The following is a 17,027-nucleotide window of genomic DNA, read 5'->3' as shown; positions in this document are numbered from 1 at the left end:
TATGTTATATCCATCAGTTGATAAGCTTCAAAAGAAAGTGCCATCGAAATATACGATCGTTACAGTTGCCGCTAAGCGTGCGCGTCAAATCCAAGACGGGAAACGCGTGAGAGTCACGAACCCAAAATCGCATAAACCGGTCGGGAAAGCTTTAGAAGAGCTTTATTTCGAAGAAGTATCCGTCACGAACCAACCGCAAGACTAATTTTGAAGCAGCCACTTGTCATCGTGGCTGTTTTTTTCAATAAGGAGGACACCTACATGTTAACCAACCGAAACATTCTACTGTGTGTCGGCGGTGGAATCGCTTCCTATAAATCAGCAGCACTCGCTTCAAAACTCGTCCAAGCAGGCGCACACGTTCAAGTCGCGATGACGCGTAATGCGCAACAATTCGTCGGTAAGACGACGTTTGAAGCACTGACGCGAAAAGCGGTCTATGACAATGTCTTCATCGAGCATGATCCGTCAAAAATCGCCCATATCGATTTAGCGGACGAAGCGGATTTAATCGTCGTCGCACCAGCAACCGCGAACTTGATTGCAAAACTCGCGCACGGGATCGCAGATGACTTCATTACGACGACGATCCTTGCAGCAACGTGTCCCGTCATCGTCGCACCGGCGATGAATGTCAACATGCTCGAACATCCGGCGACTGTCCGCAATATCGAACAACTCAAGCAGGATGGTGTCCAGGTGATTGCACCGGGAGTCGGAAATCTCGCATGTGGTTGGGTCGGAAAAGGTCGTTTACCGGAACCAGAAGATTTGGTCGCAACACTCTCAACGTTCTTTGAAGAAAAATATCTAGCTGGGCGAAAAGTTTTGATCAGTGCAGGTCCGACCGTTGAACGGATTGACCCGGTTCGTTATTTGACGAATGATTCTTCAGGGAAAACTGGAATTGCGCTAGCAGAGGCGGCACGAGACGCAGGAGCAGATGTCACGCTCGTCCATGGTCCCCTTCGGATCGGATTACCGACCGGGATGGCGACGATTGCTGTTGAATCAGGGGAAGAGATGCTTGAAGCCATGTTACGTGACTATGAGACGCAAGACATCGTCATCATGTCCGCTGCCGTAGCTGACTATCGACCGTCTGTCCAGTACGATCAGAAGCAGAAGAAAATTCACGGACCATTGCGGATTGAACTCGAGGAGACGACGGATATTCTGAAGACGCTCGGTGAGCAGAAACAACATCAGGTATTAGTTGGATTTGCAGCGGAGACGACGGACGTCGAGACGTTCGCGAAACAGAAACTCGTCCGAAAGAAGGCGGATTTCATTGTCGCGAATGATGTCTCTCGTTCTGACATCGGATTTGTCAGCGACGAAAATGAGGTCGTCGTCTTCGGGAAGAATGATTCCGTCACGCGATACGATCAACAATTGAAATCGACGCTCGCTAAAGCGCTCATGCGCCAATTTGCGGAGGCATTGGCATGATAGCTGAAGTCATCGTCGATGTCGCAGCGGCCACTGTCGATCGTCCATTTGATTATGCCGTGCCGGAACTTTGGCAGGAGCTGATCGTTCCCGGGATGCGCGTCGAGGTTCCGTTCGGTCCACGTGCGTTGCTTGGGATCGTCGTCGGGACGAAAGCCACATCTGATCTGACGAACGTCAAATCGATCGTTCGTGTCTTAGATGAGACGCCGACCTATACGCAGGAATTACTCGAGCTGTCGGCTTATCTATCAGAAACGACATTGTGTTTTCAGGCGACGGCACTGCTTGCGATGCTGCCGGCTGCCTTGAAGGTGAGTTATGATAAACTGGTCATAGTCGAGTCGGGCCCACTTCGGGCATATCAAGGTAAGAAAATGAGTCAATTACCAACGGAAGTCCAACAAATCATCTTAACAGCGGCGAAACAAGCTGACGTGACGCTTCAACCGGTCATTCGTGAGAAAAAGACGTCTAAGACGGATAAACGGATTCGTCTCCTCGAGGAACAGGCAACTTTTACGAAACAAGCGAGCCAACAAGTGGCACTTTACTCGTATATCCAAGAATTTCCGAATGCGCTTTGGAGTGAAATCAAGCAGGCGACAGGCGCAACGAGCGCAACATTGAACGCCCTCGAGAAAAAGGGCATCATTGAAGTTGAGACGATTGATGTACGGCGAAATCCTTACGAGCATCTCGTCCAAGACATCTTTGTGCCGTCCTCTTTGACGGAAAAGCAACAGGAAGCTGTCTCGGCGATTACGGCTGAAGCTGAGACCGGAACGTTTTTGTTACATGGCGTAACAGGAAGCGGAAAGACGGAAGTCTATCTTGAATCGATTCATGCACAACTCGAACGCGGTAGACAAGCGATCTTGCTCGTCCCTGAAATCAGTCTGACACCGATGATGGTCAAACGGTTCAAACGTCGTTTCGGAGAACGGGTCGCTGTCCTGCATAGCGGTCTATCGCTCGGAGAAAAGTATGATGAGTGGCGCAAAATCGCTCAAGGCGAGGTCGATGTCGTCGTCGGTGCACGGTCCGCCGTGTTTGCGCCGCTGACGAATATCGGAATCATCATTCTCGATGAAGAACATGAAACAACCTATAAACAAGAAGAGAATCCGCGCTATCATACGCGTGATGTTGCAAAATGGCGAGCGGCCTATCATCGTTGTCCCGTCGTGCTCGGAAGTGCAACGCCATTACTTGAGACGTATGCGCGGGCACAAAAAGGGGTCTATCGTTACTTACCGCTTCGCGAACGATTCGGTGGGGAACTGCCTCCGGTCGACATCGTTGATATGCGTAAAGAACTTGAACGGGGCAATCGGACTCCGTTCAGCCTCGCGCTCGTCGAAGGTATCAAAGAACGAATCGAGCGTGGGGAACAGACGGTATTACTTTTGAACCGTCGTGGGTACACGACATTCGTCTTATGTCGGGATTGCGGGGAAACGCTTCAATGTCCGCATTGTGCCGTCAATTTAACGTATCATCAACATGAAGATCGCTTGAAGTGCCACTATTGTGGATTCGAGGCGGCGATGCCGAAAACTTGTCCGTCCTGTGAATCGACGAAGATTCGTCAGTTCGGAACGGGGACGCAAAAAATCGAGGAAGAGTTGGCGCATTTGATTCCGGAAGCGCGCATTATCCGGATGGATCAAGATACGACGTCTCGTAAAGGCGCACACGAGAAGTTACTCGATGCCTTCGAGCGTAAGGAAGGAAACATTCTTCTCGGGACACAGATGATCGCAAAAGGTCTCGACTTTCCAAATGTCACGCTCGTTGGGGTGCTCGCTGCCGATGCGACGCTCGGTATTCCGGATTTTCGGGCAAGTGAGCGAACATTTCAGTTGATCACGCAAGTGTCGGGTCGTGCCGGGCGGGGGCAACTCGCCGGACAGTCGATCATCCAGACCTATAATCCGGAACACTACGTCATTCAGACGGCAAAACAGCATGATTTCGAAACGTTCTATAAGCGGGAGATGCAGTTGCGCAAACTCGGGGGACACCCTCCATTCTGGTTCCTTGGTCTGATCACGGTCTCGGCGACACATCCACTCGAAGCACAAGCAGAAGCGCAACAGATTGCTTCTGAGCTGCGGGCTTTCGAATCGGAGGATTTAGTCGTCAATGGACCGTTCGATGCGCCACTTGCTCGACTGAAGAATATGTACCGACAACAGGTCTTAATTAAACATAAAGGGCAGGAAGATGTCCGGACACATCTCCGTGATATCTTAGCCCGTCGTCAAAAATCAAAAACACAAGTCGCGATCGACTTGAATCCATTTGTATTCATGTGAGGTGTCTGTATGTATAAAGTAGTAGAAGTACCAAATGATGTATTACGACAGGTATGTGAACCTGTCACGAAGTTCGATAAAAAACTCGGTAAGATGATCGACCGGATGTTCGATACGATGTACGAATATGATGGTGTCGGCTTAGCGGCACCGCAAATCAATCAACCGATCCGTGTAGCTGTCGTCCATACGGATGATGAGACAGGACCGATCGAGCTGATCAATCCGGAAATCATCGAAGCCGATGGTTCACAAATCGATGACGAAGGATGCCTCAGCATGCCAGGCATTTTCGGACCGGTCGAACGGTTCGACCGCATCGTCGTCAAGTCTCAAGATCGTCTCGGGCGGACGGTCAAAATCAAGGCAAACGGCTTTTTTGCACGTGCCATCCAGCACGAGATGGATCATTTAGACGGTGTCCTGTTCACGGATAAACTCGTCGAGCAAGAAAAACCGCGCGTCGTCTTCATGGGGACGCCTGAGTTTGCGGCAGGAACACTGCGTGAAGTGATCGATGCCGGATATGACGTCGTCGGTGTCGTCTCACAACCCGATAAGCCGGTCGGACGAAAACGGGAAGTCAAACCGACACCTGTGAAACTCGTCGCGATGGAACACGATATTCCTGTGTTGCAACCGAAACGGATTCGTGAAGACTATCAGGACGTCCTTGATTTAAAACCAGATCTCATTATCACGGCAGCTTACGGTCAGATTGTACCGACAGCGATTTTGGAAGCACCACGTTTTGGGGCGATCAATGTCCATGCGTCACTCTTACCGAAATATCGTGGCGGTGCACCGATTCATCAAGCAATCATCGATGGTGAAAAAGAGACAGGCGTGACGATCATGTACATGGTCGATCGATTGGATGCCGGTGATATGTTGTCAAAAATCATTGTTCCGATCGAAGAGAACGATACAGTTGGAACGATGTTTGAAAAATTAGCGGACGCAGGAGCGCGTCTGTTGCTTGAGACGTTACCGCGTTTGTTCGCAGGTGAATTGACACCGGAAGCACAAGTCGAGGCAGAAGCGACGTTTGCACCGAATATCTCACGTGAACGGGAACGGCTTGATTTTACGTTACCGGGTGAGACACTCTATGATCAAATCCGAGGAATGAATCCTTTCCCAAGTACGTACACGATGCTTGGTGATGATCGATTGAAAGTCTTTTTCGCGACGAAAGTCAAAGGAACGGGACGACCAGGTGAAATCATTGCTTTAGAAGCGGATGGTCCCGTCATCGCGACAGGTTCGGAAACAGCGTTGAAGCTGATCGACTTACAGCCGTCCGGAAAAAAACGGATGGATGGTGCCACGTTCATGCGCGGGATCGGTCAATCGCTTGAACTCGGACAACAAGTAGGTGAGAACGCATGAACGTACGTGACGCAGCAGTAGCGACACTAATGAAAATTGGTCAAGGTGGTGCCTTCTCGACAATCACAGTTCACCAGATGCTTGAAAAGCGTGCTATCTCAGCAACGGATGTCGGCTTGTTCACAGAACTCGTCTACGGGACGCTCAGTCGTGAATTGACACTGGATTATATTTTGGAGCCGTATCTAGCGAAACAGAAAAAACTTGATCCGTTCATGCGTCCATTATTACGGATGAGTGTGTATCAATTGTTTTATCTTGATCGTGTACCGGATCATGCCGTCATCCATGAAGCTGTCGAGATTGCTAAAAAACGTGGGAAAGTCCACGTCTCGAAAGTCGTCAACGGAGTGCTCCGGAATGTATTACGGGCGGGAATGCCCCATTTCGCTGAGATTGAGCCTGTTGCAAAACGAATCAGCGTCGAAACGAGTCATCCGCAGTGGCTCGTCGAACGCTGGATTGAACTGTTTGGTCCGGAAGAAACGCTTCAAATCTGTCAATTGAATAACACACCTGCACCGGTCACGGTTCGCATCAATCGGACGAAGACGACGCGAGAGGAAGCGATCGAGCTTCTACTCGACCAAGGTGTGACGGCAAACCCATCTACGGTCGCGCCAGATGGTCTCGAAATCGAACGAGGAAGCGTTCAAAAAACGGATCTGATTGACCGTGGGTATCTTTCTCTGCAGGATGAGAGCTCAATGCTCGTCGCCCGTGCACTCGGTGCAGAAACATCTGATCATGTACTTGACAGCTGTGCCGCACCTGGTGGGAAAGCGATGCATATTGCTGAAGGTTTGACGACGGGAACACTACAGGCACTTGATCTTCATCCACATAAGATTAAATTGATTGAACAGCAAGCGACACGATTAGGTCTTACGACTGTTCAAGCAGAAGCGTTAGATGCTCGTAAAGCAGGAGACCGCTTTGAAGTAGAATCGTTTGATCGGATTCTTGTCGACGCACCTTGTTCAGGACTCGGTGTCATTCGAAGAAAACCAGATATCAAATGGACGAAACGCCCGGAACAACTCGAGCAACTCCCGAAAATTCAACGAGATATTCTGACATCTGTCTTACCACTCGTTAAAAAGGGTGGAACCTTTGTCTATTCGACTTGTACGATTGATCCGACCGAGAACGAGGAGCAGACAGCGTTCATTCTCGATCAAGGGTTCGATTTTGACACATCCTTTGCGGCACGCATGCCAGAATCCGTCAGACATTTGATCGGGGATCGAGCAGAACTCAAGTTGTTACCGACGACAGTCGGAACGGATGGCTTCTATATTGCCGCGTTTAAAAAACGAGAAGATTGACACGAACGGAGGACTGTCATGGAGTTAGCTCACCTTTCGACTACTGGGAAAGTCAGGACTAAAAATGAGGATACGGTATTACTCGTCGGGAACGCTGAACGTGGTCTTGCCGTCGTTGCGGACGGTATGGGAGGTCATGCTGCTGGCGATATCGCAAGTGCAATTGTTCGCGAGGTATTTGAAGCATCCTTTTCACTCATGCCAAATCGTCCGATGGAATTGTCTGAATGGATAGAACAACGTGTAGCCGAGGCGAATGCCCGGATTCTTCAGTTTTCAAAAGACGAGCAACTTGCAATCGTCGGAACGACCATTGCCTGCGTATGCTGGATCGAAGATTTGCTCGTCATCGGTCATGTTGGAGATAGTAGGGTCTATGCCCTTGAAGGTACGGCGTTAAAACAATTGACGGATGATCATTCTTACGTCAACATGTTACGACAAATGGGGGAACTTTCGGATGAGGAAGTCGAAAATCATCCACGTAAGAATGTCATCACACGATCGGTCGGCTCGAACGAAACGGTCGAAGTCGACATTCAAGTCAGAGATGCTCCAGACTATGACCTCGTCCTCGTCTGTAGCGACGGGTTGACCGATGAAGTGCCAGATGATGTCATCGAACAGATCATCTTACAGGATGAGCCGCTTGATGAGATCGTTGGACGATTGGTGAAAGAAGCGAATGCTCGAGGAGGCGCGGATAACATTACGATTGCCGCCATCCGGTTCAAAGAAAGAAAGAGGGTCTGAATATGCGATACGGAGATCGATTAAATGACCGCTACCGCATAGAACGGCTAGTTGGAAGTGGCGGGATGGCGAATGTCTATCAAGCCTATGATGAGATTTTAAAGCGTCATGTTGCCATTAAGATTTTACGGACTGAATTTTCGCATGACGAACAGTTCATTCGTCGATTCGAACGTGAAGCGCATGCTGCTACCAGCTTGAATCATCCAAACATCGTTGCCGTCTATGATGTAGGCGAAGAAGATGCCATCTATTACATCGTCATGGAGTATATCGATGGTATGACATTAAAAACATTTTGTGAAAATCAAGCATTACCTGTGCCGCAGGCCGTCGATATCATCGCTCAAATTTGTGATGCGATTGATCACGCCCATGCACACCGGATCATCCATCGCGATATCAAACCGCAAAACATGTTGATTCGAGAAGATGGTACCGTCAAAGTAACGGATTTCGGAATCGCTGTGGCGATGTCGAATGCGACGCTGACGCATACGATGTCCGTTCTTGGGTCCGTCCATTACTTTTCACCGGAACAAGCAAAAGGTAAATTTGCGGATGAGAAGTCGGATATCTATTCGCTTGGTGCTGTCTTATACGAACTCGTCACAGGACAAGTCCCGTTCGAAGGTGATTCACCGGTTGCGATCGCTTTAAAGCATCTGCAAGATACACCGCGTCGCCCATCCGTCTTGAATCCGAAAGTGCCGCAAGCACTCGAGAACTGTATCATGCAGGCGCTTGCAAAAGCACCGCATGACCGTCAACAGTCCGTCGCAGCGTTTAAGGCAGATATGGTGACGGCGTTGTCTGACGAACGGGCAAATGAAAGCATCCGTGGCGCAGAAGAGGATGAGATGGAAAAGACAATGGTTTTATCACCTGTCCAAGTGCCAGAAGAATCAAAAGCGGAACTAGAATCACCCGCCGTCGCAACTGTTCAACCGAAAACACCGGAAAAGAAAAAGAAAAAACGCTGGTGGATCATCCTCTTGTTACTCCTTTTACTGGGTGGGGCGGCTACGACGTTCGCGATGTGGCCGGATCCAACGGTCACCGTACCATCTGTCGTCAAGACGGATGGAGACGATGCGGAAACGAAGCTTGAGAAACTTGGATTTGTCGTCGAGACAACGGAACGGAGTAGCGATACGGTCGAAGAAGGCGATGTCATCAGTCAAACGCCTCGTGAAAAAGCACAGGTCAAGAAGGGCTCGACAGTCAATTTGGTCGTTTCTACTGGTAGCGCTCCGGTTGAGGTATCGGATGTGACGGATGAAGCTGAAAAAGAAGCAATTGCAACGCTAAAAGAAGCAGGATTCGCAAAAGTCGAAGTCGAGCGAGAGAAGTCGGATGAAATCGCGCGAGGAAATGTGATTCGACAGTCAATTTCTGCTGGAACGGAAGTGATCGCAAAAGAACAGACGATTACAATCACTGTCTCAGAAGGAACTTCGTCCTTTGAATTGAAAGATTTGACGAACTTATCGAGTGATGAAGCAAAAGCGTATCTCGATGAAATGGGTCTCGACGGCACGTTTGAACAAGAATTTTCAAGTGACGTCAAGCTCGATCAAGTCATCCGTCAATTCCCGCAAGCAGGAGCACAAGTCGAACCGAACGACTCCGTGACTGTGTTCATCTCAAAAGGTGAGGAAGAAAAAACGGTGACGGCAACGTTCCCTGAAAAGGTCGTCTATGATGCGGTCAGCGAGAACGAGGACGAGGAACCACCGAAACAAGTCATCCGGATTGAGACGGAAGACGCGAAAGGGAAGCGGACCGTCATCGAGGAATCGATTGATCAAGATGAGACATTCGACGTGCCGGTGACGATTGATCCAGGAGAAGAAGGAAAAATTACGATCTATAAAGACGATACGGTGTATCGTTCAAAAACCATCACGTACAATCAAGCAAAAGACGCACAATGAATGTGATGAAAAAGGAGTGCATAGGATGACGGAACAACGCATCGAAGAGAATCGAGAAGGAACGATCATACGTCTGCAGGGTGGCTTTTATGATGTCATGACACCAGAAGGAGAGGTCCGTTCACGGGCAAGAGGGAATTTCCGAAAACGCGGCATCAGTCCAGTTGTCGGAGACGAAGTCGTTCTTCATATCGAAAGTGAGACGGGATATATTCTCGAAGTGAAGGAGCGGGACAACTTTTTAGTACGCCCTCCAGTCGCGAATATCGACCAGGCATTGCTCGTCGTCTCGGCGGCAGAACCTGATTTTTCAGCGCACTTGCTCGACCGATTTCTCGTTTTGATCGAAGCGAAGGAAATTCAACCCGTCATCCTGTTGACGAAGATGGATTTGCTGGACGATGTTAAAGGACCGGCTGTCCGAGAGGCGATTGCCGCTTACCGGAAGATTGGGTATACGGTCATCGAGACATCAAGTGAGACGTTGGCAGGTGTTGAGCAAGTCCGTCCGTTACTTGCTGGAAAAACGAGCGTTCTCGCCGGACAATCCGGTGTCGGGAAAAGTTCATTGCTCAATGCACTGGAACCCTCTCTTGATTTAGAAACAAGTGCGATCTCGAAATCACTCGGACGCGGACGTCATACGACGCGCCACGTCACATTGATGCCGCTTGCCGAAGGATTGATTGCCGATACGCCAGGTTTCTCGAACCTCGATTTTCCGTATGATATGGAAATCGAGGATGTACGGTGGAGTTTCCCTGAATTCGTGGCTGTACAAGATGATTGCAAATACCGAGGTTGCTTGCATTTGAATGAACCCGGTTGTGCCGTCAAGGAAGCCGTCGAAGCCCAAGAAATCATGTCCTCTCGTTATGAGAACTATGGTATGTTTATAGACGAAATCAAGAATCGAGCCCGGAGGTATTGAAGATGATTAAAATTGCACCATCTATCTTATCAGCAGATTTTGCGAATCTCGAACGCGATGTTAAAGCAGTCGAAGCAGCAGGCGCGGACTATATCCATTTTGATGTCATGGACGGTCAGTTCGTACCGAACATCTCATTTGGATTACCTGTGCTTAGCAGCTTACGTCAAAAGACGGATATGATTCTCGATGTCCATTTGATGATCGACCAGCCAGAACGTTTCGTCGAGGATTTCGTCAAAGCAGGGGCGGACATCGTGACGTTCCACGTCGAAGCGACGAATCATGTCCATCGTGTCTTGCAACAAATCAAAGCAGCGGGCGCAAAGGCAGGAGTCGTCTTGAATCCCCATACGCCATTATCAACGATTGAACACGTCCTTGAGGATGTCGATATGGTTTTATTGATGACGGTCAATCCGGGCTTCGGTGGACAAGCCTTCATCGAGCGTGTCATGCCGAAACTCGCAGCACTTGCACAAATGAAAGCAGATCGTGGTCTGACATTTGAAATCGAGATTGACGGTGGCGTCAATCCGGAAACGGCAAAGCTTTGCATCGATAACGGTGCGAACGTTCTCGTCGCAGGATCAGCAATCTACAATGCACCAGATTATGCGGAAGCGATCACTAGCATTCGTCAAGGGGCTGCCGTATAATAAGAACGAGAAAACGAAATATGATGACCGCAAGGGGTGTCGCTTGAAAAGCGGCTGAGAGGAGTCTTTTAGACTTTAACCCTTCGAACCTGTTCCGTTCAAACGGACGTAGGGATGTGGCGCACGCAGGCAGTACGGCGTTCGTCGTACTGCCTTTTTGCGTCCTCTCGTACAATGAAGGAGGAAAATAGCATGAAACGGTTACAAGTGATGATGGAAATTGCCATCTTCGCCAGTCTCGGAGTCGTCTTTGATTTACTGATTCCATTCAAAATGCCACAAGGAGGCTCAATCAGCTTAGCGATGTTACCGATCTTCGTCATGGCATTTCGCCACGGTGTCGTCGGAGGGGTCGTCACGGGAGCGCTTGTGGGTACGATTCAATTGATGTTCGCTCCACAAGTCTTGACGATTGTTCAACCGATGCTTGACTATACGATTGCGTATGGTGTCGTCGGATTAAGTGGTCTGTTCGCGCGTCAAGTCAGACTAGCTGCGCGCAATGGACAAAAGAAAAGCTTGATGGCGTTCGTTCTCCTGGCGACGTTATTAGGCGCAGGACTCCGTTATATCTGTCATGTCATCAGTGGAATCGTCTTTTTTGCTGAGTATGCCGAAGGTCCAGTCGTACCGTATTCATTGATTTATAACGCGACATACATGGTACCGTCTTACGTTCTTTGTGGTGTCGTTGCGGGTCTTTTATTTACGACTGCGCCACGCTTACTCCGTTATTCGGCACGAGGTGTCTGAGATGCGGGCGATTCTCGTCTGTGCCGGTCCGCGAGAAGAAGCGCCGGATTTACGGACGTTTTGTCAGCCAGGTGACTTTATCGTTGGTGTCGACGGTGGTGTTCAGACGATTGAATCGTTTGGGCTGACATGCGACCTGAAGATTGGTGATTTTGATTCTCTTGGTTATGTACCAGAAGGGGCAATCGTTCATCCGGCCGAGAAAGATGAAACGGATCTCGAACTGGCACTTCGTACAGTCTCAGAGAAGAAACAGTTTGAGGATACCTTCATTATCGGGGCGACAGGTGGGCGGCTCGACATGACCGTCCAAAATGTATATCTATTGAAGCGATACCCAGAGGCACGACTCGTGACGAAACGAGAAGAGGTACGATACTTGGCTGAGGGAACGTATGCAGTCGAAGCAGGGAGCTATCATTATCTTTCGTTCATTCCACTCGTACCATCGACTTTAAGCTTATCCGGAGTCAAATATCCACTTGATGCACATCCAGTACCGGTCGGAGGTTCCTTGACCGTCAGTAATGAATGGTGTGCGTCAGAAGCGAAGGTAGAGCTCCATCAAGGAGAACTATTGATGATGCGGACGCTTAAGGAATAGCACAATCATAGGAAAGAGGCCGTGGATGACTCCGCGGCCTCTTTTTAGATGAAATTATTCTTCGAATTGAGAAGGGGCGACACGGATGTCGCTTTGAGCGGATAGATGTTTTCCTTTGACGAAGAGATGATAACTTCCCCACATGACAAGGAAGAAAGGAACACCGATGTATAGAGCGATTCGTTGATCCGCTTGAAACGCAAGACTGACGAGGACGACGACGTTAAGTGTCAACGAAATCAGTGGTAACACCGGATAGAGTGGTGTCTTGAATTTCAGTTCGGATACATCGTGTCCGTTTCGGACGAACTGACGACGAAATGCAAGCTGCGAAGCAGAGATTGAAATCCAGCCGACTTGAGCCCCGAGTCCGGCTAAGGACAAGAGCCAAATGAAGACGGTATCTTCTGCAAAAAATGCGGTCAGAAGCGATAACATCGCGAACATCATCGTAAAGAGCAACGCCCGCATCGGCACACCACGTGCATTGACGTAAGATAATTTCTTTGAAATCATCCCTTCTTGCGCCATTGCCCATAACATCCGAGTCGTCGCATATAATCCGGAGTTTCCGACGGACAATAGTGCCGTCAAGACGACGATGTTCATCAAATCAGCAGCGTACGGAATACCGATCGCATCAAAGACCATGATGAACGGACTGCTGACTCCGCCAGCTGTTTCATACGGAATTAATGCACCAACGATCGTAATCGATAAGACGAAGAAGATGAACGTCCGCCAGACTGTATTGCGGATGGCTTTTGGAATCGATTTTTCGGGCGTGTCGGACTCCCCAGCCGCAACACCGATCAATTCCGTTCCTTGGAAGGCGAAGTTGACGGCAATCATCGTCGTCAAGACACCGAGAATCCCGTTTGGAAACCAACCGCTTGCCGTAAAATTCGCAAATAACGATGTCGGACGATCTGCTTCCATCGGTAACCAGCCGAACCAAGCAGCGCCACCTAGAATGATGAAGAACAGGATCGCGAGGACCTTCAAACTCGAGAACCAGAATTCAGCTTCACCGAATGCTTTGGCGGAGACGGCATTCAGACCGAACAGTAAGACCGTAAAGACGGTACACCAGACGACAACGGGTACGTTCGGAAACCAGCGGTCCATCAAACTGCCGGCAGCTGTAATTTCGAGTGCCACCGTCACGGCCCAGCCGAGCCAATAAATCCAACCGACGGCAAAGCCGACCCCTGGTCCGATGAAGCGGGTCGTATAGGTCTGAAATGACCCCGAGACCGGCAGATAGACCGCTAATTCTCCTAGACATAACATCGTCAGATACATGATGGTCCCACCCACGATGTAACTGAGGACCGCCCCGAGAGGTCCTGCTTGTGAAATCGTTAATCCTGACCCTAAAAATAAGCCTGTTCCGATGATTCCGCCGAGTGAAATCATGAACAGGTGTCGACTCGTCATCTCTCGTTTGAGTTGCATGATGACTTCCCCCAATTCTGACAAAATAAAGTACGTTCCTATTGTAAGCGTTTTCATAAAAGCAACAATTAGTTTATGAGAAAAATAAATGAGGGCATAAAAAAACCGGAAGGGAAGATTCCCATCCGGTGGTTGCGCCTTATACGCGTTCGACTTTACCTGATTTAAGAGCTCGAGCTGAAACCCAAACCTTTTTCGGCTTACCATCGACGAGGATACGTACTTTTTGTACGTTGACTCCCCAAGTACGTTTTGTTTTGTTCAATGCGTGTGAACGGTTGTTACCCGACTTTGGCGATTTCCCAGTAACGTAGCATTTACGTGCCATGCGTTCCGCCTCCTTTTATGTTGTTTTGCGTTCGTCCTAATAGACACTTTGCTATCTTAGCATGGTGTCAGGGCGGTTGCAACATAAAAAAAGTAGCTGACAAGAAAAAAACTTGACAGACAACCTCGAAATTTAAAATAATGGATGAGGATGATGGTAAAAGTTCGTTTGACCGCTACTATTTTTCACTTATTCATTGTATAGTCAGTACGGCGACTTTTCAATAGTAGGTCCTTATAGTAGAATTATGAGAAGAATACAATATTCAAAGGGGGCTACTCAGGTGGCGATCGAGATGAAAACGACCTATGGAAAGATTGATGTAGATAATGATGTCGTCGCGCAACTTGCGGGCGGCGCAGCAATGGAATGTTTTGGTGTCGTTGGTATGGCATCCCAGTCTCAAATCAAGGATGGTCTTGCTGAACTCTTAAAACGTGAGAACTTTGCACGCGGTGTCATCGTTCGACAGGCTTCAGAGCAGGTCCATATCGATATGCATATCATCGTAAGCTATGGAACGAAAATCTCAGAGGTGGCGAACAACGTACAGAGTCGCGTGAAATACACGCTCAGTCAGGCACTAGGTCTTGACGTGACATCTGTGAACATTTTTGTCCAAGGAGTCCGCTTGACGAATGTCTAAGGCGGGAATAGAGGAGGAAACTTTAGTGAGTGTAGATCGTTTAACAGGAGCGCAGTTAGTCAAGATGATTCAAAATGGCGCGGCGAATCTCTATCAAAATGCAGATTTCGTCGATTCATTGAACGTCTTCCCTGTGCCAGATGGTGATACGGGAACGAACATGAATTTGACGATGACTTCAGGAGCAAAAGAAGCAGGTAAATCCACTTCGGATTCTGTATCGGAAGTCGCGAACGTCTTCGCACGTGGATTATTGATGGGGGCGCGCGGAAACTCTGGCGTCATCTTAAGTCAATTGTTCCGTGGATTCTCGAAATCAATCGAAGGCAAAACAACGATTGATACGAAGGAATTCGCAGATGCGTTACAAAAAGGTGTCGATACAGCATACAAAGCAGTCATGAAACCGGTTGAAGGAACAATCTTGACGGTTGCCCGTGAAACAGCTGTCGCTGCTATCGCACAATCTGAGACGACGACGGATTTCTTAGAGTTGATGCGTCAACTCGTCGAAGCTTCGAAAGTATCGCTCGACGGAACACCAGAACTTCTTCCGGTATTAAAAGAAGTCGGCGTCGTTGACTCTGGTGGTCAAGGTCTCGTCTGTATCTATGAAGGATTCCTCGCAACACTCGAAGGAAAAGAACTCGACAAACCGCATGCGCCTGTCATGGAAGCACTCGTCGAAGCAGAGCATCATAAAACGGCTCAAAGCTTCATGTCGACAGAAGAAATCCATTACGGTTACTGTACGGAAATCATGGTTCGTTTCCAAGATGACAAGCTTGCGAATGCACCATTCAGCGAAGAAGACTTCCGTAACGAATTAGCGGAATTCGGTGATTCATTGCTCGTCGTAGCGGATGAAGAACTCCTTAAAGTTCACGTCCACGTTGAAACACCAGGAGAAGTCATCACAAAAGGACAACGTTTCGGTGAACTCGTCGCTGTTAAGATTGAAAACATGCGTCAACAACACTCGACGATCCTTGAAGAAGAAGGTGCGAACCAAGTCACTCCAGTCGCTGCACCGAAGGCAAAAGCGAAAGCAGCCCTCGTGACAGTCGCAATGGGTGAAGGAATCAGCGAACTCTTTAAATCACTCGGTGTCAGTGTCGTCATCGAAGGCGGACAAACGATGAACCCGTCGACTGAAGATATCGTTAAGGCGATCGAGGATGCACACGCTGAACACGTTTATGTCTATCCAAACAACTCAAACATCATCATGGCCGCTGAACAAGCAGCATCTGTTGCGAATTGTGGTGTGACGGTCGTGAAATCAAAAACAGTTCCACAAGGTTTAGCAGCAACAATCGTCTATAATCCAGAAGCGACTGTCGAAGAGAACGAAGCGCACATGGCAGATGCGATTGCAGCCGTTAAGTCGGGACAAGTCACATATGCCGTACGTGATACGAACATCGATGGTGTAGAAATCAAGAAGGACGACCATATGGCGATTGCTGAAAAACAAATCGTCGCTACGGACGCTTCAAGTCTTGGTGCAGTCAAGAAACTCGTCGATACACTCGTCACTGAGGACGACGAAATCATCACGGTTCTTTACGGTGAAGGCGTCTCAACAGAAGAAGTTGACGCACTCGTCGCGTACATCGAATCGGTCAATCCGGATGCTGAAGTGGAAGTCCACGACGGCAAACAACCACTTTATTCGTACATTTTAAGCGTCGAATAAAACCATCATACTGAAAAAGGGCGACTAGCCTTTTCACGAATCCCACCATCTGCGATAATAGAGGTGGGATTTCGTTTGTTTCATAGAGAGGGGAAAAGAAATGAAATATCGTAGCGTCTTTGACATCATCGGACCAGTCATGGTTGGTCCATCGAGCTCGCATACAGCAGGGGCTGCACGGATTGGATTGATGGCGGGTAAATTATTCGGGGAAACGCCTACTGTCATCCACATCACGTTTTACGGTTCATTCGCGGATACGTATCGTGGACATGGAACGGATGTCGCCATCATCGGCGGTGTTCTCGGATACGATACGTTTGACGACCGGATTCCACAATCGATCGATATCGCGAAGTCGAAAGGGATTGAGATTCATTTCGAGACGAGTGAAGCGTTGACGGATCATCCGAATACGGCTCGTGTCCATTTGACGAATGGAGTAGAAGAGTTTGAATTGGTTGGTATTTCAATTGGTGGGGGAACGATTGAAATCACAGAATTAAATGGTGTACCGCTTCGTTTGTCCGGTGGGGGACCGGCACTCGTCGTCTTGCACCATGACCGCTTTGGTGCGATCGCAGCCGTGACGAGCATTTTGGCTGATTACGAAATCAATATCGGGCATATGGAAGTGTCACGGCATGAAAAAGGAAAACAAGCACTTATGGCAATTGAGATTGATGACCGGATAACGGCAGAAGTGTTGGAAGAAATCGATCGGTTACCTCAAGTCGAGCGTGCCGTCATGATGGGAGAGTGAAGA

The 17,027-nt window shown here is 48.8% G+C and carries 16 protein-coding genes and 1 riboswitch; of the genes, 14 read left to right on the top strand and 2 right to left on the bottom strand.

Features of this window, described 5'->3' with window-relative positions; translation table 11 throughout:
• Nucleotide 1: 1 nt before the first annotated feature.
• From rpoZ to B4C70_RS07370, 11 genes are all read left to right on the top strand, one after another.
• Nucleotides 2-205, top strand: coding sequence for a DNA-directed RNA polymerase subunit omega (rpoZ, locus tag B4C70_RS07420; protein ID WP_023468770.1), 204 nt, complete (start codon nt 2-4; stop codon nt 203-205).
• Between the two features lie 56 nt (nt 206-261).
• On the top strand, nt 262-1,452 hold the full coding sequence (coaBC, locus tag B4C70_RS07415; RefSeq protein ID WP_290778084.1) for a bifunctional phosphopantothenoylcysteine decarboxylase/phosphopantothenate--cysteine ligase CoaBC: 1,191 nt from the start codon (nt 262-264) through the stop codon (nt 1,450-1,452).
• Nucleotides 1,449-3,773, top strand: a complete 2,325-nt coding sequence (gene priA, locus B4C70_RS07410; RefSeq protein ID WP_290778082.1) for a primosomal protein N' — start codon at nt 1,449-1,451, stop codon at nt 3,771-3,773. Before coaBC ends, priA begins: the two co-directional genes overlap by 4 nt.
• Nucleotides 3,774-3,782: 9 nt before the next feature.
• On the top strand, nt 3,783-5,165 hold the full coding sequence (fmt, locus tag B4C70_RS07405) for a methionyl-tRNA formyltransferase (protein WP_290778080.1): 1,383 nt from the start codon (nt 3,783-3,785) through the stop codon (nt 5,163-5,165).
• Nucleotides 5,162-6,493 carry a 16S rRNA (cytosine(967)-C(5))-methyltransferase RsmB gene (gene rsmB, locus B4C70_RS07400; RefSeq protein WP_290778077.1) on the top strand — a complete coding sequence of 444 codons (1,332 nt, stop codon included), beginning with the start codon at nt 5,162-5,164 and terminating at the stop codon, nt 6,491-6,493. Before fmt ends, rsmB begins: the two co-directional genes overlap by 4 nt.
• Before the next feature lie 18 nt (nt 6,494-6,511).
• A complete protein-coding gene (locus B4C70_RS07395; RefSeq protein ID WP_290778074.1) occupies nt 6,512-7,246 on the top strand; it encodes a Stp1/IreP family PP2C-type Ser/Thr phosphatase in 735 nt (244 codons plus the stop codon).
• A 2-nt stretch (nt 7,247-7,248) separates the two neighbouring features.
• Nucleotides 7,249-9,183, top strand: coding sequence for a Stk1 family PASTA domain-containing Ser/Thr kinase (pknB, locus tag B4C70_RS07390; protein ID WP_290778071.1), 1,935 nt, complete (start codon nt 7,249-7,251; stop codon nt 9,181-9,183).
• A 25-nt stretch (nt 9,184-9,208) separates the two neighbouring features.
• On the top strand, nt 9,209-10,114 hold the full coding sequence (gene rsgA / locus B4C70_RS07385; protein WP_050677499.1) for a ribosome small subunit-dependent GTPase A: 906 nt from the start codon (nt 9,209-9,211) through the stop codon (nt 10,112-10,114).
• Between the two features lie 2 nt (nt 10,115-10,116).
• Entirely contained in the window at nt 10,117-10,773 is a 657-nt protein-coding gene (rpe, locus tag B4C70_RS07380) for a ribulose-phosphate 3-epimerase (protein WP_029342106.1), read from the top strand.
• A 22-nt stretch (nt 10,774-10,795) separates the two neighbouring features.
• A riboswitch (TPP riboswitch) is annotated at nt 10,796-10,905 on the top strand.
• Nucleotides 10,906-10,965: 60 nt separating this feature from the next.
• Complete coding sequence (gene thiT, locus B4C70_RS07375; RefSeq protein WP_290778066.1) at nt 10,966-11,526, top strand: energy-coupled thiamine transporter ThiT; 561 nt, start codon at nt 10,966-10,968, stop codon at nt 11,524-11,526.
• Between the two features lies 1 nt (nt 11,527).
• Nucleotides 11,528-12,130 carry a thiamine diphosphokinase gene (locus B4C70_RS07370; RefSeq protein ID WP_290778063.1) on the top strand — a complete coding sequence of 201 codons (603 nt, stop codon included), beginning with the start codon at nt 11,528-11,530 and terminating at the stop codon, nt 12,128-12,130.
• Between the two features lie 54 nt (nt 12,131-12,184).
• On the opposite strand, the gene B4C70_RS07365 is transcribed toward B4C70_RS07370, so the two are convergent.
• Both B4C70_RS07365 and rpmB read right to left on the bottom strand, forming a co-directional pair.
• Nucleotides 12,185-13,588, bottom strand: coding sequence for an amino acid permease (locus tag B4C70_RS07365; RefSeq protein WP_290778060.1), 1,404 nt, complete (start codon nt 13,586-13,588; stop codon nt 12,185-12,187).
• 139 nt (nt 13,589-13,727) lie between these two features.
• Nucleotides 13,728-13,916, bottom strand: coding sequence for a 50S ribosomal protein L28 (gene rpmB, locus B4C70_RS07360; RefSeq protein WP_023468758.1), 189 nt, complete (start codon nt 13,914-13,916; stop codon nt 13,728-13,730).
• 283 nt (nt 13,917-14,199) lie between these two features.
• On the opposite strand from rpmB, the gene B4C70_RS07355 reads away from it, so the two are divergent.
• The 3 genes from B4C70_RS07355 to sdaAB all read left to right on the top strand — a co-directional run bounded on the left by B4C70_RS07355 (nt 14,200) and on the right by sdaAB (nt 17,024).
• Nucleotides 14,200-14,562 (top strand): Asp23/Gls24 family envelope stress response protein, encoded by a 363-nt coding sequence (locus tag B4C70_RS07355; protein WP_023468757.1) that lies wholly within the window; start codon nt 14,200-14,202, stop codon nt 14,560-14,562.
• 25 nt (nt 14,563-14,587) lie between these two features.
• The gene (locus tag B4C70_RS07350; RefSeq protein ID WP_369815311.1) at nt 14,588-16,261 is read left to right on the top strand and encodes a DAK2 domain-containing protein; all 1,674 of its coding nucleotides are present in this window, start codon (nt 14,588-14,590) and stop codon (nt 16,259-16,261) included.
• 100 nt (nt 16,262-16,361) lie between these two features.
• Nucleotides 16,362-17,024 (top strand): L-serine ammonia-lyase, iron-sulfur-dependent subunit beta, encoded by a 663-nt coding sequence (gene sdaAB / locus B4C70_RS07345; RefSeq protein ID WP_023468755.1) that lies wholly within the window; start codon nt 16,362-16,364, stop codon nt 17,022-17,024.
• Nucleotides 17,025-17,027: the final 3 nt, after the last annotated feature.

The organism is Exiguobacterium sp. UBA5002 (genome assembly GCF_002396765.1).
Classification (GTDB): Bacteria; Bacillota; Bacilli; order Exiguobacteriales; family Exiguobacteriaceae; genus Exiguobacterium_A.
The sequence above is the reverse complement of the archived record's forward strand: the minus strand, read 5'-3'. Positions and strand labels throughout refer to the sequence as shown.